This window comes from Streptomyces anthophorae (genome assembly GCF_049310305.1).
GTDB lineage: Bacteria > Actinomycetota > Actinomycetes > Streptomycetales > Streptomycetaceae > Streptomyces.
Genome location: NZ_JBLWQQ010000001.1, coordinates 4280386 through 4305163 on the forward strand (window position 1 = coordinate 4280386; position 24778 = coordinate 4305163).

Consider the following 24778-nt stretch of genomic DNA (forward strand, 5'->3'; position numbering starts at 1 on the left):
GAATTTATACGATTAGAACCTTTTGCCCCTTTTATTTGCGCGTCGAGCGTGTCGCCCCAGGGGTCACTTCACGATCGTGATCCGGTCCGCCTTCGGCGGTGCGATCGGGTTCGAGGCCGAGGAGTTGGCCGTCAGATAGTCGTTGAGCGCCTTGAGGTCATCGCTTCCGACCAGCGGGTTCTTGCCCGAACCGAGCGCCGCGAAGCCGTCGCCGCCGCCCGCGAGGAAGGAGTTCATCGCGACGCGGTAGGTGGCCGCCGGGTCGATGGCCGCCCCGTTCAGCCTGATCGAGTCGGTGACGACGCGGTCGGCGCCCGACTTGGTCATGTCGAGCGTGTACGTGAGTCCCGCCGAGGGCTGAAGGATCTTCGGCGAGGCCGCGTTCGGGCCACTGACCTGCTGCTTGAGCGCGGTGACGAGCTGCTCGCCGGTCAGGTCGGCCAGATTGACGGTGTTGCTGAACGGCTGCACGGCGAACGCCTCCCCGTACGTCACCACCCCGTCGCCCTCGCTGCCACTCGCCTTGAACACCAGGTCGGAACGGACGCCGCCCGGGTTCATCAGCGCCAGACTCGCCTTCGGATCAAGGGACTTGGCGTGCGCAAGCTGCGCGTCCGCGATCAGGTCGCCGAGCGGGGACTCCGGCGAGGTGGCGCCCCGGCCGGGCAGATCGGCCGAGATGTAACCGACGGCCCGGCTGGAGATCGGCGCGGCCAGCTTGTTCCACCGCCCGATCAGCGCGGTCATGTCGGCGGCCTTCGGCTGCGTGCGCGTGACGACGTGGTTGGCGGAGGTCGGCGACTTCACCGCCGTGCGCACGATGTCCTTGGTGGCACGGTCGTACGTCAGCGTCGTGTCCGTGTAGAGCTTCCCGTACGAGGACGCGGAGGTGACCATCCTCGGCTTGCCCGAGGGGTCCGGGATCGTGCACGCGTACGCGTTGTGGGTGTGCCCGGTGACCAGGGCGTCGACCTTCGGCGTGATGCCCTTGGCGATGTCGACGATCGGCCCGGAGACGCCGCTGCCGCCACTCGGCGAGTCGCAGTCGTAGTTGTACGAGCCCGAGGCCGGGACGCCGCCCTCGTGGATCAGCGCGACGATGGACTTCACGCCCTGCTTGTCGAGGATCTTCGCGTACTTGTCGACGGTCTCGATCTCGTCGTGGAACTTCAGCCCCTTGACGCCGTCCGCCGACACGATGTCCGGGGTGCCTTCGAGGGTGACGCCGATGAAGCCGACCTTCACGCCCTTGTGCTTCCACACCCAGTAGGGCGCGAGGACCGGCTTCCCGGTCTTCTCGTCGGTGACGTTCGCGGCGAGGTACGGGTAGTCGGCGCCTTCGAAGGTGCGCCCGTCCTCGTAACACCCGTCCTTGGGATGGCAGCCCCCGTTCTGCAACCGCGCCAACTCCCCGGAACCCTCGTCGAATTCATGATTCCCGACCGAGGTCACGTCCAGGTCCAGCTTGTTCATGGCCTCGACGGTCGGCTCGTCGTGGAACAGTCCCGACAGCAGCGGGCTCGCGCCGATCAGGTCGCCCGCGGCGGCGGTGACGCTGTACGGGTGCCCCTTGCGGGCCGTGCGCAGGGAGTTCGCCAGGTACTCGACCCCGCCCGCGTCGATCTTCTTCGTGGTGCCGTCGGCCTGGTCCTCGGTGACCTGCCCGGAGGACCCGGCCGGCGGCTCCAGGTTCCCGTGAAAGTCATTGAACGACAGCAGCTGCACGTCCTGGTAGCGCCCGCCGCTCGCCGTGTCCTCCTGCGACGCCGCCCCGGCGGGCAGCGCGGCCATGAGCGCCCCGGCGGTGACGAGGGTGGCGGCGCCCGCGAGGGCCGCGCGCAGACGGCGCCCCGGTCTCCTGGTCGTTGGATGCATGTGGTTCCCCCTGGGGATGCCGTGCGACGCGACGCCAGTCCCTGCGACGGACGCCGGTCACTGCGAATGCCGGGCAGCATATGGTCAACGCGCGTAGCGTGACAGGGGGTTGCGGGTTAATCCCTGGTAACCACCCCACACGACGCGATCACGACCACCCACCCTTCAACCCCTTGCGGCACTCCAAGCCCCTGCGGGCGCAAGCACGGATATCCGCATTTCAAGCCCCTGCGGCGATTGAGCAGCGGGGCCCGGGGCAGAGCCCCGAGGCGTCGACCCCGGTACCGCGCAACAGGCACCCGCGACACGAGCACGGATATCCGCATTTCAAGCCCCTGCGGCGATTGAGCAGCGGGGCCCGGGGCAGAGCCCCGAGGCGTCGACCCCGGCACCGCACAACAAGCACCCGCGACACGAGCACGGATACCCGCATTTCAAGCCCCTGCGGCGATTGAGCAGCGGGGCCCGGGGCAGAGCCCCGAGGCGTCGACGCCGGTACCGCGCAACAGGCACCCGCCCCGGGCGGAGCCCCGCCGTACCCTCGTATCCATGACCACGGACCCCGCCCCCACCACCCACGATCCCCGCCGGATCGACACCGTCACCACCCTGTCCGCCGCCCAGGCCACCACCGTGCTCGACCTGCTCACCGAGGCCGCCCGCACCGACGGCCAGCAGGCCGTCTCCGAGCAGGGCCGGCTGCAACTGCGGGGAGGCGAGCGGGAGGGCGTACGGCACCTGCTGCTCAGCGTCGGCGACGAACTGGCCGGTTACGCACAACTGGAGGACACCGACCCCGTCGAGGCCCCGGCCGCCGAACTGGTCGTACACCCGGCACACCGCGGCCACGGCCACGGACGGGCCCTGGGCAGCGCGCTGCTCGCCGCCTCCGGGAAGCGGCTGCGGGTGTGGGCACACGGCGGACACAGCGCCGCACGGCACCTCGCGCAGGTGCTCGGACTGACCCTGTTCCGTGAACTCCGCCAGATGCGGCGCCCGTTGGAGAACCTCGACCTCGCGGAGCCGGTGCTGCCCGCGGGCGTCCGGATCCGTACGTTCGTGCCCGGCCAGGACGACGCGGCGTGGCTCGCGGTGAACGCGGCGGCGTTCGCCCACCACCCCGAGCAGGGCTCCCTGACCCAGCGCGACCTGGACGACCGCAAGGCCGAGCCGTGGTTCGACCCGGCGGGCTTCTTCCTGGCCTTCCGGGGCGACGAGCTGGTCGGCTTCCACTGGACGAAGGTGCACGCGCAGGAGCGGCTCGGCGAGGTGTACGTCGTCGGGGTGGCGCCCGCGGGCCAGGGCGGCGGCCTCGGCAAGGCGCTGACGGCGACGGGCCTGCGCCACCTGGCGGCGGCCGGCCTCCCGACCGCGATGCTCTACGTCGACGCCGACAACAAGGCGGCGGTGAGCGTGTACGAGCGACTGGGTTTCACTACGTACGAGACGGACCTGATGTACCGGACCGAGTCCTGAGTTTCTCGACTTCAAAACACCTCTGACCTGGGGTTTTACGGGTCGGTACGGAGACGAGGGGGCGGCGTCGCTTGACGCCGCCCCCTCTCTTGCATCACCCTTTCACTACTTGATTAGTGAAAGGGGGTACACCGTGGCACAGGAACCGGTCATCGAATTCCGCATCGACCGCCACACCGGTGTCGCCACCTACCTCCAGATCGTCCACCAGACCGAGCACGCACTGCGGCTCGGCCTGCTCGAGCCCGGGGACAAGCTGCCCACGGCGCGCGAGGTCGTCGAGGCGACGGCGATCAATCCGAACACCGTGCTGAAGGCATACCGGGAGCTGGAGCGCTCCGGACTCGTCGAGGCCCGCCGCGGGCTCGGCACGTTCGTCCGCGCGACGCTCGGCTCCGGCACCGCCGACTCACGACTGCGAGCCGAACTCGACGAGTGGACCGGCCGGGCGAAGGAGGCGGGCCTCGACCGCGAGGACGTCGAGGCCCTGTTCGGCAGCGCCCTGGAGGCGCACTTCGGCACCAGACCCAAGGGGACTTCATGACCACGGCCATCGAGGCGAACGGCCTCGTCAAGCGCTACGGACGGCGCGCTGCGGCGGCCCTGGACGACTGTTCGTTCCGGCTGCCCGCTGGCCGGATCAGCGCGCTCGTCGGGCCCAACGGAGCGGGCAAGTCGACACTGCTGACCATCGCGGCCGGCCTGTCGCGTCCCACCTCGGGCAGCATCTCCGTGCTCGGCGCCGCCCCCGGCACGCACCGCGCGAAGGTCTCCCACCTCGCCCAGAGCAAGCCCCTGTACCCCCAGCTGTCCGTCGCGGACACCCTGCGGGTGGGCGCCGCGCTCAACCCCGAGCGCTGGGACGCCGCGTACGCGTCGAAGATCGTCGAGCAGGGCGAGCTCGACCCGAAGGCGAAGGTCCGCTCGCTCTCCGGCGGCCAGCGCACCCGCGTCGCGCTCGCCCTCGCCCTCGGCAAGCGCCCCGAGCTGATGCTGCTCGACGAGCCGATGGCCGACCTCGACCCGCTGGCGCGGCACGAGATGATGGGCACCCTGATGGCGGACGCGGCCGAGCACGGCACGACCGTCCTGATGTCCTCGCACATCGTGACCGAACTGGCCGACGCCTGCGACCACCTGCTGCTGCTCGGCGGCGGCCGGATCCGGCTCGGCGGCGGCATCGACGACCTGATCGGCGCCCACAGCCTGGTCACGGGCCGCGGCGACCTCGCCCCGCACACGGTGGTCGAGTCCCGCCCCTCCGGCCGCGGCGTCACCGCCCTGATCCGCAGGGACGGCCCGGTCGGCGAGGGCTGGCAGGTCCAGGAGCCCTCCCTGGAGGAGCTGCTCCTGGCCCACCTCCGCTCCCCCGAAGCACCGCCCCTGCTCACGCCGGGCACCACGGCCCCCCGTCGTACGGAGGTCACCGCATGAGCACCCCGACGCTCGACAAGTCCGACGCCGTGCGCCGCACGAAGCCCGGGGCCGACGGCCTGGTGTGGACGGTCCTGCGACTGCACCGCGGCGCGCTGTGGGTCTGGGTCGGCTACGTGGCCGTCAGCCTCGGCCTGCTGCTGTGGCTGTGGGGCCCCGGCTCCTCGGACGTCCAGGCGGCGTTCGACAAGTTCGGCTACAGCGGAGCGCAGGACAACGCGTGGGAGGGGCTCTCCGCCTTCCTCCCCTTCATCGGCACCAGCTTCGACACCCTCTTCTACGACCCCCTGTCGCTGGCCCGGATCGCGGCGTGCGCCATCGCCGTCTTCGCGGCGGGACCGCTGATCGCCCGTGAACTGGAGCAGGGCACCGCCCAGTTGGCGTGGACCCAGTCCGTCTCCCCCGCCCGCTGGCTGGCCGCCAAGCTGGCCGTGCCCGCGCTGCTCGTCACCGTCGGCACGACGCTCGTCGTCATCCTCTACCGCCTGGTGTGGGACGGCCGGAACCATCTGCTGGTCGCCGGCATCGGCCCGCGCGACTTCAACTTCTCCATCGGCCCCGCGACGGTGGCGAACGCCCTGTTCGGCCTGGCCATCGGGGTACTGGCCGCGCTGGTGCTGCGCCGCACGCTGCCGGCGGTGTTCGTCGCCGGGATCGTGACGTACCTGGTGGGCGCCTTCCGCTCCAACTCCTGGCCGCTCCAGGGCCGTTACCAGCAGCCGGAGATCCCCGTGCACAGCAAGGCGATCACGTCGACGGGGGCGGAGATCCGCGACCCCGGCTGCATGACCCAGCACTGCCTCGACAAGCACGACATCACCGGCTTCACCCGCCACTACCTCCCGTCCCCCGACTTCTGGCCGCGCCAGCTCGCCGAGACCGGCGTCCTGCTGGGGCTCACCGCGCTGGCCGTCGTCGCCGCGTTCCTCGTGCTGCGCCGGTTCCGGCCGGAGCCGCCGAACGCTCCGCTCGCGAAGGAGGCCACCGCATGAGCGCCGCCACCACCACCTTCCCCTCGGGCCTGTCCTGGACGGTGCTGCGGCTGCACCGCATCGCCGGCCGGCTGTGGATCGCCTACGTCGCGGTGACGGCGGCGCTGCTCCTGTGGCTGTGGGGCCCCGGCACGGCCGGGCTCGACATCACGGGACACTGCAACCCGGCCACCGCGAACGGCTGCACCGCGAAGGGCGCGACCGCGGACGCGTACCAATACCTCCTCACCCTCACCGACAACCTGATCACGGTGGTGCCCGTGGCGGTCTCCGTGTTCGCGGGCGGCCTGCTCATCGGACGCGAACTGAGCAGGGGGACCGCGGAGTTGGCGTGGACGCAGTCCGTGACCCCGGTGCGCTGGCTGGCCGCGAAGCTGGCGCTGCCCGCGGCCTTCCTCGTCGTCGGCACCACGATCCTGATGCTGCTGCGCCGCCTCGTCGCCTCCGCGGCCCCGGGGCTCTCGGACCACCGCTGGTACGGGTCGACGCAGCTCTACAACGCCCTCGGCCCCACGGCCGTGACGCTGCCGCTGCTCGGCCTGGCCATCGGCGCGATGGTGGCGCTCCTGACGCGCCGTACGCTGCCCGCGGCGACGTACTCGCTGATCGCCACGGCCGCGGTGATCGGCGCGCTCGACGCGGTCCGCGACCGGCTGTGGCCCACGGTGACGGTGACCGGGGACGTGAACGAGGGCTACCAGTACTTCGCCGGGTCCCTGGTCTCCGAAGGCGCGGTGACCGCCTCCGGGGCCCGTATCTCCGACCCCCTGTGCGTGGACGACCGCGCGTGCCTCACGGCGCACGACGTCACGGGCTTCTACCGCGAGGGCCACCCGCCGTCCCACTTCTGGCCCCTCCAGCTCATGGAAACCTGCCTGATCCTCGCCCTCACCGGCGCGGCGACGGCAACGGCCTTCTTCCTGCTGAGGCGCAGGGCACGGTAACGGTTTCCCTTCGGGAGGCGGGTGGGGTGGTCCGGGCCGCCGGCCCGGCTTGGCCCACCGGCGGGTGGGGCGGGGCCCGGTGGGCGGTGGGGGCCGGGTGGGCCGGGACCCGGTGGCCGGTTGGGCCCGGGTGGGCCAGGGCGGATGCCCGGTGGGGCCCGGGTGAGCCAGGGCGGGTGCCCGGTGGGCGTCTGGGTGAGCCAGGGCGGGTGCCCGGTGGGCGTCTGGGTGAGCCAGGGCGGATGCCCGGTGGGCGTCTGGCGGATGCTCGGTAGGGCCCGGGTGAGCCAGGGCGGGTGCCCGGTAGGGCGTCTGCCGGGGCGGCATCGGCCGCTGCGGCCGCGGGGCCCCGGCCCCGAAGCCCGCTCATCTCCCACCCGCCCGCCCCCTCCGGGGGCTCTGGCCCGATGCGCCCCCGGGAACGGGCTTGCGGCCCGCACCGTGGCCGCACCTGGGGCCACGCACCAATCGCCGCCCCGGCCCCGCTGCGGACTGGGGCAGAGCCCTCGCGTCCCGGCTGCCGCGCACCGCCGCACCACCGGGCCACCGCACCGCCGCACCACCGGGCCACCGCACCACCGGGCCACCGCACCACCGGGCCACCGGGCCACCGGGCCACCGGGGACAGCCAGGCCGTTTCGGGGATCTGCGCCCAGGCCCGGCCACCGTCACCTTCGGCCCGGGACCGTGCATCCCCGCACGATGGCGGAGCCACGGGGCCGCGCCCCCGTTCGCCCTCCGGGCTCGTCCTCAATCGCCGGACGGGCTCGATCCGGGTCGACTTCCTCCCCGCCAGGACGCGGGTGCGTGCGCCGCCCCACCATGGGCGCCGGCCGCAGACGCCTGGCCACCCCGACACGGCCCCGGGCACCGGCCCCGGACGGGCCGAAGCCCCCGGAGGGGGCGGGCGGGAGGGAGATGACCCGGCACCCGCGCAACCGGCGAGGGGACGGCGCCGCGCACCGGCGTCCGGGCCCCCGGCGTCCGGGCCCCGGCCCCCACCCCGGACGGGCCGAAGCCCCCGGAGGGGGCGGGCGGGTGGGAGATGACCGGGCCCCGCCGCAGCAGGCCCACGCACCAACGACCGGGCCCCGGCCCAGCCGGCCCACGTACCCACCACCAGGACCCCCACCCCGGCACACGCCCACCCCGGCCCCGCGCGACAATGACGCCCGGCACCACGCCCCCGCCCACACCCGCCGCCCCCGCCACCCTCCGCACACCCCCACGCCGCCCCCGGACCGCCGCAACCACGGCCACGGGCGCCAACCCCGCCCCCGGTCGAACCCCCCGGCGCCGCCCCCAGGGCAACGACATCGACCCCGCCCACCCGCCGAACCCCCGGCGGGCCGCACGGCCATAGCCCGTACGTCATGTCGCCGTAACCGTCGATTCAGACGGACTTGCGACGCTCACGGAATGCAGCCCCCCGCCCCCGAACCCGCCGAGCCCGCCCGTCGCGGCAGCCTCACGCTCGCACCCGCGCCCGCCGACGCCGTCGGCGCGCCCCGGACGGCGTCCACGCGGAAGAATGGGGCCATGAGTCAGCCGAACGCCGCACAGGACCAGACGACCGACACTGCTCCGGCCCCCTCGGCCGCGCAGCCCCAGCCGTCCGTGGGCTCACTCGCCGCGCACCGGCCGCACCCCGTGGCCGGCGGCGATTACGACCGGACGGCCGCCAAGCTCGCCGGGATCGTCGCCGACATCGACGCGGATCCGGACGACTACGAGGAGGACTACGCGAACCAGGAGGGCGCTGAGCTCCCGCAGGGCCGCTTCCTGGACCGCGAACGCAGCTGGCTCGCGTTCAACGAGCGGGTCCTGGAGCTCGCCGAGGACCCCACCACGCCCCTCCTGGAGCGCGCGAACTTCCTGGCGATCTTCGCCTCGAACCTGGACGAGTTCTTCATGGTCCGGGTGGCGGGCCTGAAGCGCCGCATCGCGACCGGCGTCGCCACCCGTTCGGCCTCCGGCCTCCAGCCCCGTGAAGTGCTCGAACTGATCTGGAACCGGTCCCGCGAGCTCATGGCCCGACACGCCGCCTGCTACCAGGACGAGGTGGCCCCGGCGCTCGCCGACGAGGGCATCCACGTCGTGCGCTGGAACGAGCTCACGGAGAAGGAGCAGGCCCGGCTCTACACCCTGTTCATGCAGCAGATCTTCCCGGTGCTCACCCCGCTCGCCGTCGACCCCGCGCACCCCTTCCCGTACATCTCGGGGCTCTCCCTCAACCTCGCGGTCGTCGTCTCGAACCCGGTCTCCGGCCACCGCCACTTCGCCCGGGTAAAGGTTCCGCCGCTCCTGTCCCGCTTCCTGGAGGCCTCGCCCCAGCGCTACGTCCCCATCGAGGACGTCATCGCCGCGCCCCGGCACCTGGGCGAGCTGTTCCCCGGCATGAAGGTCGAGGAGCACCACATGTTCCGGCTGACCCGGAACGAGGACCTCGAGGTGGAGGAGGACGACGCCGAGAACCTGCTCCAGGCCCTGGAGAAGGAGCTGATGCGGCGCCGCTTCGGGCCGCCGGTGCGCCTCGAGGTCGAGGAGACCATCGACTCGGAGATACTCAGCCTCCTCGTGAAGGAGCTGAAGATCAGTGAGGCCGAGGTCTACCCGCTGCCCGGCCCCCTGGACCTCACCGGCCTCTTCTCCATCGCCGGCATCGACCGCCCCGAGCTGAAGTACCCCAAGTTCGTGGCCGGCACCCACCGCGACCTCGCCGAGGTGGAATCCTCCTCGGCCCCCGACATCTTCGCCGCGCTGCGCAGCCACGACGTGCTGCTCCACCACCCGTACGACTCGTTCTCCACCTCCGTGCAGGCCTTCCTCGAACAGGCCGCGGCGGACCCGGACGTGCTCGCCATCAAGCAGACGCTGTACCGGACCTCGGGCGACTCACCGATCGTGGACGCGCTGATAGAGGCAGCCGAGGCCGGCAAGCAGGTGCTGGTCCTGGTCGAGATCAAGGCCCGCTTCGACGAGCAGGCCAACATCAAGTGGGCCCGCAAGCTGGAGGAGTCCGGCTGCCATGTCGTCTACGGCCTCGTCGGCCTGAAGACGCACTGCAAGCTGTCGCTCGTCGTCCGCCAGGAGGGCGACCAGCTGGTCAGGTACAGCCATGTCGGCACGGGCAACTACCACCCCAAGACGGCCCGTCTGTACGAGGACCTGGGGCTGCTGACGGCCAATCAGGAAGTCGGGGCCGACCTCTCCGACCTCTTCAACCGGCTGTCCGGCTACTCGCGGCGCGAGACCTACCGCCGCCTCCTCGTCGCCCCCAAGTCCCTTCGTACGGGCCTGATCACGCGGATCGAGAAGGAGGTCCAGCACCACCGTGCGGGCCGCCCCGCGTACGTCCGCATCAAGGTCAACTCGATGGTCGACGAGGCGGTCATCGACGCGCTCTACCGGGCCTCGCAGGCGGGCGTCCCCGTCGACATCTGGGTGCGCGGCATCTGTGCCGTGCGCCCCGGAGTCGCGGGCCTGTCCGAGAACATCCGGGTCCGCTCGGTCCTCGGCCGCTTCCTGGAGCACTCCCGCGTCTTCGCCTTCGGCAACGCGGGCGAGCCGGAGGTCTGGATCGGCAGCGCCGACATGATGCACCGCAATCTCGACCGCCGCATCGAGGCCCTGGTCCGCGTGGAGGACCCGGCCCATCGCGCGGCGCTCAACCGACTGCTCGAAACGGGGATGTCCGACGCCACCGCCTCTTGGCACCTGGGCGCGGACGGCAACTGGACCCGGCACGCGATCGACTCGCAGGATCCGGCCGGGCGCCCCCTGCGCAACGTACAGGAGATGCTCATAGACGCCCGGAGGCGCCGGCGTGGCACAGCGACACCTTGAGTCCAGCGAGCCGCTGAACAGGAACGACGTCGATGTCCTGGGGTGCTATCTGCGGTCCCGGGCCACCGAGTTCCTGCGCTCGCTGCGGCAGCACCGCGAGAGCGGGGCGGCGGGCGACACGGCGGAGGCCGCCCGTGCGCTGCGGCGGGCCGCGCGCCGGATCAGCGGCACGTTGCACACCTTCCGGCCGCTGCTCGACACGGAGTGGTCGGATGCGCTTCGGCCCGAACTGGCGTGGTTGTCGGGGACGTTGGCCCGCGAACACGCGTACGCGTCCCGCCTGGACCGGTTGACTTCCGCCCTGCACACCTTGTCGATGCCTCCCGCTCCCACGCCACGGGGCTCCGCCCCGGACCCCGCTGCTCAATCGCCGCAGGGGCTTGAGAATGCCCACCCGCCGCGAGGGTGGGCAAGGCGGCCCCCGGCGCCGCGCGCCGACACGTCGGCCCCGGCCCCTGCTCCCGCCCCGGAGCGGGAGACCCTCGCCCTCGGGGCCGCCAAGGCATCCGCCCTGCTGGAGCGCCAGCTCACCCTCGCCCGGACGAGGGCCCACAGCACCGCCCTCCAGGCCCTCGGCTCCGCCCGCTTCCACGCGGTCGCGGACAACGTCGCCGTGCTCGCCAGCGACGTCCCCCTCACGACCGCCGACACCGAGCTGGAGAAGCTCGCCGCGGAGGCCGAGTCCCGCCTCACCGAGGCCGCCACCGCCCTCCACGACACCAGCCACCCCTACAACGCGGACGCCGACGCCTCCTGGCACCACGTACGCCTCCTGCTCCGCCTGCACCGCTACGCCCGCGAAGTGGTGCAGGGCTCCCCCGGGGACGTACGACTCCTCGACGCGGCCGACGCCCTGAACGCCCACAGGGACGCCGCCGAGGCGGCCGCCGCGGCGGCCCACGCGGCCCGCACCCCGCGTATCGCGCCCACGACCGCGTACGCCCTCGGCGTGCTCCACGCCGATCAGCGCCACGAGGTCGCGGCCGCCAGGATCGCGTTCGGACAGGCATGGCAACGACAGGCGGTGGGCACCCCATGACCGTGCAGCAGGACGACCCCGGAACGGTCCTCGCGGCAGGCTGCGTCCTGTGGCGCCGCCCGGCGACTCCCCACGAGGGCCGGGGAGTTGAGATCTGCCTGGTCCACCGGCCCAAGTACGACGACTGGTCGCACCCGAAGGGCAAGCTCAAGCGCGGCGAGGAGGCCGCGGCCGGCGCCCTGCGCGAGGTGCGCGAGGAAACCGGCCACGACTGCGCACTCGGCGCCACGCTCCCCACCGTCCGCTACCTCGCGAACGGCCGCCCCAAGCAGGTGAGTTACTGGGCCGCGGAGGCGACCTCCGGCACCTTCACGCCGAACCGCGAGGTCGACCGCATCGCCTGGCTCACACCCCCCGAGGCCCGCGCCCGCCTCACCCAGCCCAGGGACCGCGTACTCGTCGACGCGCTCCTCGACGCCCTCCACACCACCTGACGATCACGTTCCGTAGCCGTACCGTGACCTAACCGCACCGCCCGCTTAGGTTCACCCGGCGTTCACTCTCGGCCATCGGCCGCTTCACCTGATCTGCCTAATTTCAGCCTTACGCGGTGAGTCCCCGGCACCCGGGGACGCCCCGCCGCTCGACTGAAACCACCCGCAGACATCGCACGCCGCCACAGAGACAGAGAAGGCCGGCGGCTCCTGGAAGGAACATCCGAAAGTGAAGCTTCAGCGCAAGAACCGGCTCCGCGCCCTCTCCCTCGGCGCTCTCGCCGTCTCCGGCGCCCTGGCCCTCACGGCGTGCGGCTCCGACGACACCAGCGGCGGCTCGGGCGGCAGCAGCGCCCCGGCCAAGGCGGGCAACATCAAGTGCGACGACGCCAAGGGCCAGCTCCTCGGCATCGGCTCGTCCGCCCAGGCCAACGCCATAGACGCCTGGCGCCAGGCCTACTCCCAGGCCTGCTCCGACGTACAGCTCAACTACAAGCCCGACGGCTCGGGCGCCGGTGTGACCGCCTTCAACCAGGGCCAGGTCGCCTTCGCCGGTTCCGACTCGGCGCTCAAGCCCGAAGAGGTCGCCGCCTCGAAGAAGGTCTGCAAGGGCGGTCAGGGCATCGACCTGCCGATGGTCGGCGGCCCGATCGCCGTCGCGTTCAACGTCCAGGGCGTCGACAACCTGACGCTCGACGCCAAGACGCTGGCCCAGATCTTCGACTCGAAGATCACCAAGTGGAACGACCCGGCGATCAAGAAGCTGAACCCGGACGCCAAGCTGCCGTCCACCAAGATCCAGGCGTTCCACCGCTCCGACGAGTCCGGCACCACGGACAACTTCACCAAGTACCTCAAGTCCGCCGCCCCGAGCGACTGGAAGTACGAGGGCGGCAAGGCCTGGCAGGCCAAGGGCGGCCAGTCCGCGCAGGGCTCCTCCGGCCTCGCCCAGCAGGTGAAGCAGACCGACGGCGCCATCACGTACGTCGAGCTCTCCTACGCCAAGGACGGCGTGAAGACCGTCGACATCGACACCGGCGCCGACCAGCCCGTCAAGGCCACCACGGAGAACGCCTCGAAGGCGATCGCCGACGCCAAGGTCGTGGGCACCGGCAAGGACCTCGCCCTGGACCTCAACTACAAGACCCAGGCCGCGGGCGCGTACCCGATCACCCTGGTCACGTACGAGATCGTCTGCGACAAGGGCAACAAGGCGGAGAGCCTGGCCGCCACCAAGTCCTTCCTGAACTACACCGCGTCCGAGGACGGCCAGGCGGCCCTCTCGGACCTGGGCTACGCCCCGATCCCCACCGAGATCAACAAGAAGGTCCGCGAGACCGTCGCGAGCATCAGCTGACCCAGTGTGCGGGCCGCTCCTCGGAGCGGCCCGCACCGTCCGGTGCACCGCCGCCAGAAGTCCCGCAATCCCCCGGATCGGGCCGGGACTTCGCAGACCGGAGAACCCCATGGACATAACCACGCAAGCACCGGCGCCCCCACCGGCGCCCACCGATCGCCCCTCGCCCGCCGAGCAGAAGCGCGCCGCCCGCGGCGCCACCCGCCCCGGAGACCGGATCTTCCTCGGCCTCTCGCGCGGCTCGGGCATCCTGCTCCTGGTGATCATGGCCGCGATCGCGGTCTTCCTGACCTACCGCGCCTCGCTGGTCCTCTCGAAGAACGAGGGCAACTTCCTCACGACCTTCGAGTGGAACGCGACCGCGAGCCCGCCCGTCTTCGGCATCGCCGTCCTCGCCTTCGGCACGATCGTCACCTCGATCATCGCCATGGTGATCGCCGTGCCCATCGCCGTCGGCATCGCGCTCTTCCTGACGCACTACGCGCCGAAGAAGCTGAGCGGCGTCATCGCCTACGTCATCGACCTGCTGGCCGCCGTGCCGTCGATCGTCTACGGCCTGTGGGGCGCGCTCTTCCTCGTGCCGCACATGACCGGGCTGTTCCACTGGCTCGACGACTACTTCGGCTGGACCGGGGTCCTCGACTACCAGGGCGGCGCCCCGCGCACCCTGCTCACCGTCGGCATCCTGCTGGCCATCATGATCCTGCCGATCATCACCAACGTCTCCCGTGAGGTCTTCCGGCAGGCGCCCCAGATGCACCAGGAGGCGGCCCTCGCGCTCGGCGCGACCCGCTGGGAGGTCATCCGGATGTCGGTGATCCCCTTCGGCCGCTCCGGCGTCATCTCCGCCTCGATGCTGGGCCTCGGCCGCGCGCTCGGCGAGACGATGGCCGTCGCCACGGTCCTCTCCCCGGACTTCCTGATCCACACCAGCCTGCTCGACCCGGGCGGCGGCACCTTCGCGCAGAACATCGCCGCGAAGTTCTCCGAGGCCAACGACCAGGGCCGCGACGCCCTCATCGCCTCGGGCCTGGTCCTCTTCGTCATCACCCTGTTGGTCAACGGCGCGGCCCGCCTGATCATCGCCCGCCGCAAGGAGTACTCGGGGGCCAACGCATGAGCAACGCAACCGTTCCCGCCCAGAAGCCGGCCGCGCCGAAGCCGCCGAGCACGCTGAGCGCCGCGCGCCTGCCCCGCTGGGCCCCCTGGGCCATCGCCGTCGGTTCGATCGCCGCGGGCTGCGCCATCGGCCTCGGCGCCGGCCTGACCAGCCGCGTCCAGTGGGGGCTGCTCGCGGCCCTCCTGTTCGTCCTCGTCTCGTACGGCCTCGCCGCCAAGGTCGAGGGCCGCCGGCAGGCCAAGGACCGCCTCGCGACCAGCGTCGTGTGGGTCGCCTTCATCCTCGCCGTGGTCCCCCTCGCGTCCCTCGTCTACGAGACGATCGCGCGCGGCATCAAGGTCCTGGACCCGTACTTCCTGTCCCACTCGATGGGCTTCATCACCTCGTACCAGCCGGGCGGCGGCATCTACCACGCCATCCTCGGCACCCTCGAACAGGTCGGCATCGCCACCGTGATCTCGGTGCCGATCGGCATCCTCACGGCGATCTACCTGGTCGAGTACGGGCGCGGGAAGCTGGCGAAGGCGGTCACGTTCTTCGTGGATGTCATGACCGGCATCCCGTCGATCGTCGCCGGCCTGTTCATCCTGTCCTTCTGGATCCTGATCCTCGGCTTCGGCTTCTCCGGCTTCGCCGGCTCGATGGCCCTGGCCATCCTGATGATCCCGGTCGTGGTCCGCTCCACCGAGGAGATGCTCAAGCTCGTCCCGAACGAGCTGCGCGAGGCCTCCCTCGCCCTCGGCGTACCGAAGTGGCGCACGATCCTCAAGGTCGTCCTGCCGACGTCGATCGGCGGCATCACGACCGGTGTGATGCTGGCCATCGCCCGTATCGCGGGCGAGACGGCCCCGGTCCTGCTGCTCGTCTTCGGCAACCCGCTGATCAACGGCAACCCGTTCGAAGGCCCGCAGGCCTCGCTGCCGCTGTACATCTACCAGCAGTACGCGAGCAGCGGCGGCAGCCAGGCGGCGTACGACCGCGCCTGGGCCGCGGCCCTGGTGCTCATCGCCTTCATCATGATCCTCAACCTCGCGGCCCGCGGCGTAGCCCGCTGGAAGGCCCCGAAGGCCGGTCGCTGACGCGGCCCACCCCAACTCAGCGACGTATCGGAAGTAGTGAAGCAGTCATGGCCAAGCGAATCGACGTAAGCGGACTTACCGCCTACTACAGCGCCCACAAGGCGATCGAAGACATCTCGATGACCGTCGAGCCCCGTTCGGTGACGGCCTTCATCGGCCCGTCCGGCTGCGGCAAGTCGACGTTCCTGCGCACCCTCAACCGGATGCACGAGGTCACCCCCGGCGGCCGCGTCGAGGGCAAGGTGCTCCTGGACGACGAGGACCTGTACGGCTCCCACATCGACCCGGTGGCCGTGCGCCGCACCGTCGGCATGGTGTTCCAGCGCCCCAACCCCTTCCCCACGATGTCGATCTTCGACAACGTGGCGGCGGGCCTGAAGCTCAACGGCAAGTACAAGAAGTCGGAGCTCGCCGACGTCGTCGAGAAGTCCCTGAAGGGCGCCAACCTCTGGAACGAGGTCAAGGACCGCCTGAACAAGCCCGGCTCGGGCCTCTCCGGTGGTCAGCAGCAGCGCCTGTGCATCGCCCGCGCCATCGCGGTCGAGCCGGACGTGCTGCTCATGGACGAGCCCTGCTCGGCGCTCGACCCGATCTCCACCCTCGCGATCGAGGACCTGATCGGGGAGCTGAAGGAGCGCTTCACGATCGTCATCGTGACGCACAACATGCAGCAGGCGGCCCGTGTCTCGGACCGCACCGCGTTCTTCAACCTCGCGGCGGTCGGCCAGCCCGGCAAGCTCGTCGAGATCGACGAGACGGAGCGCATCTTCTCCAACCCGTCCGTCCAGGCCACGGAGGACTACATCTCGGGCCGCTTCGGCTGACCCGACTCCCCCGACGCCCCGTGGTGCTGCATGGCGGTGCCACCACGGGGACCAGAAAGGGCCCGCCCCTCTCGGGGCGGGCCCTTTCATGTGACGGGGGCACGATCAAGCCCCTGCGGCGATTGAGCAGCGGGGCCCGGGGCGGAGCCCCGCGACCTCAGCCACGGCGGACCGGCCACCTAGCCGAACGCCAGCCAGACCACCCCGTACGCAGCGGCAGCGACAAGCGCGGCGGCCGGCATCGTGATGAACCACCCCAGGATGATGTTCTTGGCGACGCCCCACCGAACCGCATTCACGCGCTTCGTGGCGCCCACGCCCATGATCGCCGAGGTGATGACGTGCGTCGTCGAGATCGGCGCGTGGAACAGGAACGCCGAACCGAACATGATCGACGCACCCGTGGTCTCGGCCGCGAAGCCCTGCGGCGGGTCCAGCTCGATGATCTTGCGCCCGAGCGTGCGCATGATCCGCCAGCCACCGGCGTACGTACCGAGCGACAGCATCACGGCACACACGATCTTGACCCAGACCGGAATCGGGTCCTCGAAGGACTCGTGGCCGCCGATGACGAGCGCCATGACCACGATGCCCATGGTCTTCTGCGCGTCCTGGAGACCGTGCCCGAGCGCCATGCCGGCGGCGGAGACGGTCTGCGCGATACGGAAGCCGCGCTTGGCCTTGTGCGGGTTGGAGCGCCGGAACAGCCACATGATGAGGGTCATCACCAGGTAGCCGACGACGAGCCCGATCACGGGCGAGGTGAACATCGGGATGACGATCTTCTCCCACACCCCGGACCAGTAGACGGTGGTCCCGCCCGCGAGGGCGGCACCCACCATTCCACCGAACAGGGCGTGCGAGGAGGACGAGGGAAGCCCGAAGTACCAGGTGATGAGGTTCCAGACGATCGCGCCCGCGAGCGCGGCGAAGAGGATTCCCATCCCCTTGTCGCCGACCGGGGTCGCGATGATCCCCTCACTCACCGTCTTGGCGACACCGCTGCCGAGGAAGGCACCGGCGAGGTTCATCACCGCGGCCATGGCGAGCGCCGCACGGGGCGTCAGGGCACGCGTGGAGACAGAAGTGGCAATGGCGTTCGCGGAGTCGTGGAAACCGTTCGTATACGTGAATCCAAGCGCGACGCCGATCGTCACGATCAGGGAGAAGGTGTCCATGAGCCGGTCAGGACTCCTTCACGGCGATGGTCTCCACCGTGTTGGCCACGTGCTCGAAGGCGTCGGCCGCCTCTTCCAGCACATCGACGATCTGCTTGAGCTTCAGCACTTCCATGGCGTCGTACTTGCCGTTGAAGAGCTGTGCGAGCAGCTTGCGGTGGATCTGGTCGGCCTGGTTCTCCAGGCGGTTGACCTCGATCCAGTACTCGGTGAGGTTGTCCATGGTGCGCAGGTTCGGCATGGCCTCGGCGGTGAGCTCGGCGGCTCGGCTGAGGACCTCGATCTGCTGCTCCACACCCTTGGGAAGCTCCTCGACCTGGTACAGGACGACCAGGTCGACGGCCTCCTCCATGAAGTCCATGATGTCGTCGAGGGACGACGCGAGGTTGTAGATGTCCTCGCGGTCGAACGGCGTGATGAACGAGGAGTTGAGCTGGTGGAAGATCGCGTGGGTGGCGTCGTCACCGGCGTGTTCGGCTGCCCGCATCCGCTCCGCGATCTCGGCCCGGGCGGAGGAATCCGCACCGAGCAGTTCCATCAGGAGCTTCGAGCCCGTGACGATGTTGTCCGCGGACGCGGCGAACATGTCGTAGAAGCTCGTCTCCCTGGGGGTCAGACGAAAGCGCACGTGGGGTCCTCGGGGTGCTTTGGATTCGGTCAGGCTGATGCTAGGCGCATCATCCGGCCACGGCTAACCGGCGTTACACCAGTGTCGCCCATCGGGCACAGTGATCAGCACTGGGCCCGCTCGAGCCGGGACGAACCGGAACGATCCCAGGGAAATCCGGTACCATATACCCACAGGGGGTATACGACCACGGGAGGACGGACGCGATGACGACTGACGCGACACAGACGGAAAAGCCTGCTGTGCCGGACAAGGCCGAGATCGTGACCGACCACGACCGCGGCATCCACGGGTACCACCATCAGAAGGAAGAGCACCTCAAGCGGCTGCGCCGGATCGAGGGCCAGATCCGCGGCCTGCAACGGATGGTGGACGAGGACGTCTACTGCATCGACATACTCACGCAGGTGTCGGCCTCCACGAAGGGCTTGCAGTCCTTCGCGCTCCAGCTCCTGGAGGAGCACCTGCGGCACTGCGTCGCCGACGCCGCCCTCAAGGGCGGGGACGAGATCGACGAGAAGGTCGAAGAGGCCACGAAGGCGATCGCGCGCCTGCTGCGCACCTGAGATTTCGCACACGCGCCACACGCGCCATACGTGAGGGTGGGGACGCCGGATCCGGCGTCCCCACCCTCTTCGTTCTTCCCGTTCAGTCCCGGTCGCCCTCCGGCCCGCCGGGCAAGACCTCGGCGACCCGCAGCACCTCGTCGATCCGGTCCACGCTGAGCCGCCCCTCGGAGACGGCGGACGCCGCGATGATCAACTCACCGCACAGCTCGATCTCGGCGAGGGCGACGTGGTCCTGAACCGCCGTACCACCCACGGGAGCCACGTTCATCACCTCTTCCTGCCGCGTGACCAACAGCCGATGGCCGCAATGGCCGACTTCCTAGAGTAGGGACCGGCTCACGCCCCGCGCATGGCACGGAAGAACCATTTCCGGCCCCCGACAGGCCTACGGACGAGCGACGAGAAGGACGACGAGCGGGGCGACGCGACGGGCCGCGGACCGGGCGGCGGGCCCACGGTCCGGGCGGCGGACCTACGGTCCGGGTTCGGCGACCTTCCCCGCGAAGATGTCCCCCTTGGCGGGAAGCCGCACCTTCACCGGCTTCCCGAACGCCCGGTACAGAGTCGTCGACGTCACGGCCACGTCCTTCGACGGCTGCCCGTTCGCGAAGCTGAACCGGTGCACGACCTTGCGGATCAGCCCCTCGTCGTCGACGTAGACGTCGAACGGCACCCGCCCCTTGCGGAACCCTTTCGCCGCCGCCGCGAGCGCCCCCTTCTGCGCCGCGGAGGCGGCCTTCGCGGCGGCGCTCAGCCGCACGTCCCCCTTGTAGTGCCGGGTGCGCACGCCCGCGATGTCGGTCTCGCCCCGCTCCGTCACATTCCGCGCGCCGCGCAGCAGTTCGGCCGCCGCGAGCGGATCGGTGGCGCCGCCGGTGACCAGGTTCCCGTCCGTCAACGCCGTGACGTCGACGCGGACCCACTTGTCCGCGGGGACGCCGGCGCCCCGGTTCTTCATGTACAGGGCGCCGGGCGCGAGCAGTTCGGTGATCGGCCGGTGCTCCTCGTCGCCCGCCGCGTCCTGCGGGAGCCGCACCCGCAGCTCGCCGACGCCCTCGCGGTAGTCGTAGACGCCCTCGCCGTGGATGGTGACGCGGGTCCCGCCGCTGGCCATCTCCATCGACGTACGCGCCTGTGAACTGCCCTCGCGGACCAGCCGGTCGGCCGCCCCGCGCACCGTCTGCGTCGGGTCCGCGTTCCGCTCCCCGCCCGCGGCGCCACCACCGCACCCGCCGACGCCCGCCACCACCGACGCGACCGCGACAGCCGCCACCGCCGCCCGCGCCGAAGCGGCCGCGCTCCCGTGCTGCACCACCATCGCTGGTCCGCCCCCAAGCCTCTCCGTGCGTGTGCGGCCCCTGTCGTCGGGGTTAACGACGAGTAGGGTCGACCGTCACGCGAACGGGGGGTTTACATGGAGTCGCTACCGTGACCGCGTGGCACAACAGCAGCACGCGCATACGACCACCGTCGTGGAACAGGGACGTTTCTGTCTGGCCCGCTGCACCTGCGGCTGGCGGGGACCGGCCAGGAGGGCCCGGAGCAAGGCCCGTTCGGACGCGGACGACCATCTCGGCTCGACGGGCCCGAACTCCTGACGGAACCCACGACTCCCGGATGACGTCTCGTACCTCGGGAAGCGAACAGGTGGCCGAAGGAGACAACCGCATGGAACGCCGCACGTTCATCACGGCATCGGCCGCGGCAGTCATGGCGGGCGGCGCGTCGAGCGCCTGCTCCGGCTCGGGATCCGGTGCCGGTTCCGGCTCCACGGGCGGGACCGCCATGTCCTCGTCCGCCTCCTCCGCCCCGGTCCGCTCCACCAGCGCGAGCGCGTCCAGCACGGTGCGGGCCGCGGCGAACCTGGCCGGTCTCGCCAAGGACCTCGACGGCTCCCTCGTACGCCCCGGGGAGTCCTCCTGGGCGGCGGCCCGCCAGCTCTACAACACCCGCTTCGACGCGTTGAAGCCGCGTGCCGTCGCGTACGTCGCGGGGCCCGACGACATCCGCACGACCCTCGCGTACGCCCGCGCGCACAAGGTCCCGCTCTCGATACGCAACGGCGGCCACTCCTACGGAGGTTGGTCCTCCGGCGACGGCCACCTGATACTCGACGTCTCCCGGATGAAGTCCGTCCGCGCGTCGGGCTCGCAGGCGGTGGTCGGCGCGGGCGCGAAGCTCATCGACGTCTACCGCTCGCTGGCGGCCAAGGGCGTCACGATACCGGCGGGCTCCTGCCCCACCGTCGGCGTCTCGGGCCTCACGCTCGGCGGCGGCCACGGCGTCGTCTCGCGGGCCTACGGCCTCACCTGCGACAGCCTGACGCAGGCCACGGTCGTCACGGCCGACGGCAAGGAACTGACCGCCGACGCCAGCTCGCACAAGGACCTCTTCTGGGCGCTGCGGGGCGCGGGCAACGGCCAGTTCGGCGTCGTGACGGAGCTCCGCTTCAAGACCCACCCCGCGCCGCAGGCCGTCTCCGCGTACATGAGCTGGCCCTGGTCGAAGGCGGCGACGGTGCTCAAGGCCTGGCAGAAGTGGGGCCCCGACCAGGCCGACGAGATCTGGTCCTCGCTGCACATCGCGGGCGCGCGCGGCGGCAACCCGACGGTCTCGGTCGCGGCGTTCTCCCTCGGCTCGTACACCGAGCTCCAGAACGCGGTCGACCGCCTCGCCGACGGCCCCGGCGGCCCGGGGCCGGCCACCTCGGTCTCCCTCAAGCGCCGTTCGTACGAGGAGTCGATGGAGGTGTACGCGGGCTGCACGGCCTTCGAGGAGGACGCCCAGTGCCATCTGCCGGGCGCCGCGCCGGGCCGCTCCGAGCAGGGCGCGTTGCAGCGCGAGACCTACGCGGCGGCCTCCGACTTCTTCGACCGGAACCTCTCGGACGCGGGCGCGCGCACGCTCCTGAAGCAGCTCGAGAACGTGACGTCCGGCGCCGGCTCGGTGGCGCTCACGGCGCTCGGCGGGGCGATCAACCGCGTGGACCCGACGGCGACGGCGTTCGTGCACCGCCGCTCCAGGATGCTCGCGCAGTACATCGTGTCGTGGCAGCCGAACACGTCGGGCTCGGCGGCCCGCGACTGGCTGGCCTCGGCCCACAGGTCGATGCGCCCGTACGCATCGGGCGCGGCGTACCAGAACTACGCGGACCCGGCCCTGAAGAACTGGAAGCAGGCGTACTACGGGCCTGCGGCGCCTCGGCTGGCCAAGGTGAAGCGCCAGTACGATCCGTCGGGCTTCTTCACGTTCCCGCAGGCGCTGTAGCTGGAGGCCCGCACCGGGCCCACGCCACGGGGCTCTGCCCCGGACCCCGCGCCTCAATCGCCGGCGGGGCTTGATTTACAGCGGCTACGCCGCGAGGTCGCGCTCCTCCGGCTGTTCCGCCGGGTCGCCGGCGCCGGAGAGCTCCACCGCCGACGCCACCGCGCCGGGCGCCCACACGAGCCGGGACACCCGGCCGGACGCCCGCCCGATCGCCCGCGTCAGCGGCGTGAGCAGCGCCGAGGCGAGCGGCGAGAGGAGCAGCGCGACGGCCGTGCCGAGCGCGAACCCGCCGACGACGTCCGTCGGGTAGTGCACGCCCATGAAGACCCGGCAGAACCCTTCGAGCACGGCGAGCCCTATGGCGGCGAGCCCGAGCTTGCGGTGGGCGATGAAGAGCGCCGCCCCGATGGCCATCGCGAGCGTCGCGTGGTCGCTGACGAACGAGAAGTCGGTCTTGCCCTTGACCAGGACCTCGAGTCCGTCGTGGTCCATGAAGGGCCGCGGCCGCTCGACGAAGGACCGGATCGGCACGTTCACGAGGACGGCGACACCGGCGGCGAGCGGCGCCCACACCACGGCGGCCACGGCGGACGCCGCGTCGTCGAGCGCTCCGCGCTTCCTCGCGCCCCACCAGCAGCACAGCACGACGAGCACGAGCGCGATCAGGATCCCGTACTCGCCGACGAACTCCATGGTCCGGTCGAACCAGCGCGGAGCGTCATCGGCCAGGCCGTTGATGTCGTAGAGCAGCGTGACGTCGGGGTTGGATCCGGATGTCCCGGGCGCTTCGAGTGCCACGAGTCCAGCCATAGTTCAGCGGCCCCTTCGTCTTCAGCCACCCCCGTGGTTGTTTTCGATTCAGGTAGAGGAACGCACGGTCCCACCCTCTACGTTCCGCAATCCACCGAACGATCACCCAGACGTTATCGAAGAGAAACACAAACCCGCAGCTCAGGGCCATGACCTAACAGAGAGTTCCAGCCAACCCGGCGGCCGGAGCGCCGGACTCAGACCTCCGGCGATCCGCTCGGCAGCGCCTTCGCGCCGTCCTCCGTGACCCGGGTCGCGCCGAAGTACTCGGCGGTGTCGATGGGGTCGAAGCGGATGACGGCGCCGGTCCGCGGCGCGTCGATCATGTACCCGCCGCCCACGTAAAGGCCCACGTGGTGAATGGCACGGCTGTTGCCGAGGTCCTTGGAGAAGAACACGAGGTCCCCGGGAAGCAGCTCGTCCCGCTTCGGATGCGGCCCCGCGTTGTACTGATCGTTGGCCACGCGCGGCAGCTCGATGTCCACCGTCTCGTACGCGGCCTTGGTCAGCCCCGAGCAATCAAATCGGCCATCTTGGTCCGCCGTGCCATTCCCGCCCCACAGGTAAGGGGTGCCGAGCTTCTTCTGCGCGAAGTAGATGGCCGCCGCCGCCTGCTGCGAGGGCTGCACGCGCCCGACGGGCTTCGCGAAGGACTTCTCGAGCGTCGTGATGACCTTCACGTAGTTCTGCGTCTCGCGGTACGGCGGGACGCCGCCGTACTTGATGACGGCGTAGGAGCCCGCGTTGTAGGCGGCGAGCATGTTCTTCGTCTTGTCGCCCGGCGCGTCCTTCACGTACGAGGCGAGCTTGCAGTCGTACGAGGCGGCGGACGGGATCGCGTCGTTCGGGTCCCAGATGTCCTTGTCCCCGTCACCGTCCCCGTCGACGCCGTGCGCGGCCCAGGTCCCGCTGATGAACTGCGCGATGCCGTAGGCCTTCGCCGGCGACGTCGCCTTCGGATTGAACCCGCTCTCCTGGTACAGCTGCGCCGCGAGCAGCGCCGGGTTGATGGCGGGGCACAGATTGCCCCACTTCTGTACGAGTGGCTGATACGCGGCGGGCACGGCCCCCTTCGCGAGCCCCACGGCCCCCTTGCCGACCCCGCTGCTCAGGCTCCCCGCCGCCATGTACGTCCCGAAGACGAGCAGTGCCACGAACGCCGTCCCCCCGGCGGCGGCCGAGCCCGCGAGCATCCACGCCTTACGCACCGTCAACCGCCCTTCGCCACGGGGGAGTCCGGGCACGACCCGCGGCCGGACACACGAGCGCTCAGTTTACGGGCGGGCGGGCCACCCCGTCGGCGACTGTGCCGAACTATCCGCGACCAGCCTTCATTGCCCGGCGTGACCAGGCATGATACACAGAGTAACCGTACGTTCCTTCGCATCCGGAACCGTCCCTCCCGGGCGGTCCCTCAGGCATGGGACCGTAGGAACTCGGCCAAGGAATGGCGCCAAGTGTGCAGGCATCGGAGCCAATCTGGGCAAGAATGGGTCTGACCTCTGCGCTGCGTCAGAGGCGACAGAACTACCCACATGGGGCGGTGAGTTACACATGCTGCTGGCAGCCGAAAAGGGCGACATCTCCACCATCATCGGCGGGATCGCCCCGGACTGGGGCCCGTTCGGGAGCCTGGGCAACGAGGCACGCGTGATGATCGAGGTCGTGATGGCGGTCGCCATCCTGCTGTGCCTCGGCATCGCGATCTGGGGCGCCGCCAAGCAACGGATCGGGGCCACGGCCCTGCGCGACACCTTCAGCGCCGAACAAGGCAAGGGCCTCATCATCGCGGGCCTGACCGGGGTGTTCATCATCGGCTCACTAGGCACGCTGTTCACCATCGTGTACGGCATGGCCGTCTAGCTCCCCGCTGAGGTTGCGTCTCCCTGATGTCGAGTCACCACAC

Annotated in this window: 23 protein-coding genes; 16 read left to right on the forward strand and 7 right to left on the reverse strand. The window is 70.8% G+C overall.

Annotated features, from left to right (window positions below):
• Positions 1 to 63: 63 nt before the first annotated feature.
• The gene (locus ACNYS0_RS19260) at positions 64 to 1875 is read right to left on the reverse strand and encodes a bifunctional metallophosphatase/5'-nucleotidase (RefSeq protein WP_422475243.1); all 1812 of its coding nucleotides are present in this window, start codon (positions 1873 to 1875) and stop codon (positions 64 to 66) included.
• Positions 1876 to 2424: 549 nt separating this feature from the next.
• Between ACNYS0_RS19260 and mshD the strand changes: the two genes are divergently transcribed.
• The 12 genes from mshD (at position 2425) to pstB (ending at position 16420) form a co-directional block, all read left to right on the forward strand.
• A complete protein-coding gene (mshD, locus tag ACNYS0_RS19265) occupies positions 2425 to 3351 on the forward strand; it encodes a mycothiol synthase (RefSeq protein ID WP_422475244.1) in 927 nt (308 codons plus the stop codon).
• A gap of 133 nt (positions 3352 to 3484) precedes the next feature.
• Positions 3485 to 3895 (forward strand): GntR family transcriptional regulator, encoded by a 411-nt coding sequence (locus ACNYS0_RS19270; RefSeq protein ID WP_422475246.1) that lies wholly within the window; start codon positions 3485 to 3487, stop codon positions 3893 to 3895.
• Positions 3892 to 4785 (forward strand): ABC transporter ATP-binding protein, encoded by an 894-nt coding sequence (locus tag ACNYS0_RS19275; protein ID WP_422475248.1) that lies wholly within the window; start codon positions 3892 to 3894, stop codon positions 4783 to 4785. The genes ACNYS0_RS19270 and ACNYS0_RS19275 overlap by 4 nt, the downstream gene beginning before the upstream one ends.
• A complete protein-coding gene (locus ACNYS0_RS19280; protein ID WP_422475250.1) occupies positions 4782 to 5777 on the forward strand; it encodes a hypothetical protein in 996 nt (331 codons plus the stop codon). Before ACNYS0_RS19275 ends, ACNYS0_RS19280 begins: the two co-directional genes overlap by 4 nt.
• A complete protein-coding gene (locus tag ACNYS0_RS19285) occupies positions 5774 to 6721 on the forward strand; it encodes an ABC transporter permease (protein WP_422475252.1) in 948 nt (315 codons plus the stop codon). The genes ACNYS0_RS19280 and ACNYS0_RS19285 overlap by 4 nt, the downstream gene beginning before the upstream one ends.
• 1419 nt (positions 6722 to 8140) lie before the next feature.
• Complete coding sequence (locus tag ACNYS0_RS19290; protein WP_422475254.1) at positions 8141 to 10567, forward strand: RNA degradosome polyphosphate kinase; 2427 nt, start codon at positions 8141 to 8143, stop codon at positions 10565 to 10567.
• On the forward strand, positions 10548 to 11606 hold the full coding sequence (locus ACNYS0_RS19295; protein ID WP_422475256.1) for a CHAD domain-containing protein: 1059 nt from the start codon (positions 10548 to 10550) through the stop codon (positions 11604 to 11606). The genes ACNYS0_RS19290 and ACNYS0_RS19295 overlap by 20 nt, the downstream gene beginning before the upstream one ends.
• Complete coding sequence (locus ACNYS0_RS19300; protein WP_422475257.1) at positions 11603 to 12040, forward strand: NUDIX hydrolase; 438 nt, start codon at positions 11603 to 11605, stop codon at positions 12038 to 12040. Before ACNYS0_RS19295 ends, ACNYS0_RS19300 begins: the two co-directional genes overlap by 4 nt.
• 229 nt (positions 12041 to 12269) lie before the next feature.
• Complete coding sequence (gene pstS / locus ACNYS0_RS19305; protein ID WP_422475259.1) at positions 12270 to 13397, forward strand: phosphate ABC transporter substrate-binding protein PstS; 1128 nt, start codon at positions 12270 to 12272, stop codon at positions 13395 to 13397.
• Positions 13398 to 13506: 109 nt separating this feature from the next.
• Positions 13507 to 14517, forward strand: a complete 1011-nt coding sequence (gene pstC / locus ACNYS0_RS19310) for a phosphate ABC transporter permease subunit PstC (RefSeq protein WP_422475261.1) — start codon at positions 13507 to 13509, stop codon at positions 14515 to 14517.
• Positions 14514 to 15596: a phosphate ABC transporter permease PstA gene (gene pstA / locus ACNYS0_RS19315; protein ID WP_422475263.1), complete on the forward strand. Its 1083-nt coding sequence runs from the start codon at positions 14514 to 14516 to the stop codon at positions 15594 to 15596. Before pstC ends, pstA begins: the two co-directional genes overlap by 4 nt.
• Before the next feature lie 47 nt (positions 15597 to 15643).
• A complete protein-coding gene (gene pstB, locus ACNYS0_RS19320) occupies positions 15644 to 16420 on the forward strand; it encodes a phosphate ABC transporter ATP-binding protein PstB (protein WP_422408571.1) in 777 nt (258 codons plus the stop codon).
• Positions 16421 to 16599: 179 nt separating this feature from the next.
• On the opposite strand, the gene ACNYS0_RS19325 is transcribed toward pstB, so the two are convergent.
• Both ACNYS0_RS19325 and ACNYS0_RS19330 read right to left on the reverse strand, forming a co-directional pair.
• Positions 16600 to 17598: an inorganic phosphate transporter gene (locus ACNYS0_RS19325; protein WP_422475264.1), complete on the reverse strand. Its 999-nt coding sequence runs from the start codon at positions 17596 to 17598 to the stop codon at positions 16600 to 16602.
• Between the two features lie 7 nt (positions 17599 to 17605).
• Positions 17606 to 18226 (reverse strand): DUF47 domain-containing protein, encoded by a 621-nt coding sequence (locus tag ACNYS0_RS19330; protein WP_266712456.1) that lies wholly within the window; start codon positions 18224 to 18226, stop codon positions 17606 to 17608.
• 206 nt (positions 18227 to 18432) lie between these two features.
• On the opposite strand from ACNYS0_RS19330, the gene ACNYS0_RS19335 reads away from it, so the two are divergent.
• Positions 18433 to 18792, forward strand: coding sequence for a metal-sensitive transcriptional regulator (locus tag ACNYS0_RS19335; RefSeq protein WP_385766221.1), 360 nt, complete (start codon positions 18433 to 18435; stop codon positions 18790 to 18792).
• A gap of 82 nt (positions 18793 to 18874) precedes the next feature.
• Here the strand turns inward: ACNYS0_RS19335 and ACNYS0_RS19340 are convergent, their stop codons facing one another.
• Entirely contained in the window at positions 18875 to 19063 is a 189-nt protein-coding gene (locus ACNYS0_RS19340) for a hypothetical protein (RefSeq protein ID WP_422408569.1), read from the reverse strand.
• A gap of 204 nt (positions 19064 to 19267) precedes the next feature.
• Entirely contained in the window at positions 19268 to 20113 is an 846-nt protein-coding gene (locus ACNYS0_RS19345; protein ID WP_422475266.1) for an SCO4651 family lipoprotein, read from the reverse strand.
• A gap of 118 nt (positions 20114 to 20231) precedes the next feature.
• On the opposite strand from ACNYS0_RS19345, the gene ACNYS0_RS19350 reads away from it, so the two are divergent.
• On the forward strand, positions 20232 to 20393 hold the full coding sequence (locus ACNYS0_RS19350; protein ID WP_422475268.1) for a hypothetical protein: 162 nt from the start codon (positions 20232 to 20234) through the stop codon (positions 20391 to 20393).
• A 70-nt stretch (positions 20394 to 20463) separates the two neighbouring features.
• Positions 20464 to 22062, forward strand: a complete 1599-nt coding sequence (locus ACNYS0_RS19355) for an FAD-binding oxidoreductase (RefSeq protein ID WP_422475270.1) — start codon at positions 20464 to 20466, stop codon at positions 22060 to 22062.
• Positions 22063 to 22146: 84 nt separating this feature from the next.
• On the opposite strand, the gene ACNYS0_RS19360 is transcribed toward ACNYS0_RS19355, so the two are convergent.
• Both ACNYS0_RS19360 and ACNYS0_RS19365 read right to left on the reverse strand, forming a co-directional pair.
• On the reverse strand, positions 22147 to 22872 hold the full coding sequence (locus ACNYS0_RS19360; RefSeq protein ID WP_422475272.1) for a phosphatase PAP2 family protein: 726 nt from the start codon (positions 22870 to 22872) through the stop codon (positions 22147 to 22149).
• 197 nt (positions 22873 to 23069) lie between these two features.
• Positions 23070 to 24086: a C40 family peptidase gene (locus ACNYS0_RS19365; RefSeq protein WP_422475274.1), complete on the reverse strand. Its 1017-nt coding sequence runs from the start codon at positions 24084 to 24086 to the stop codon at positions 23070 to 23072.
• A gap of 340 nt (positions 24087 to 24426) precedes the next feature.
• Between ACNYS0_RS19365 and ACNYS0_RS19370 the strand changes: the two genes are divergently transcribed.
• Positions 24427 to 24735 (forward strand): hypothetical protein, encoded by a 309-nt coding sequence (locus ACNYS0_RS19370; RefSeq protein WP_327662290.1) that lies wholly within the window; start codon positions 24427 to 24429, stop codon positions 24733 to 24735.
• Positions 24736 to 24778 lie beyond the last annotated feature (43 nt).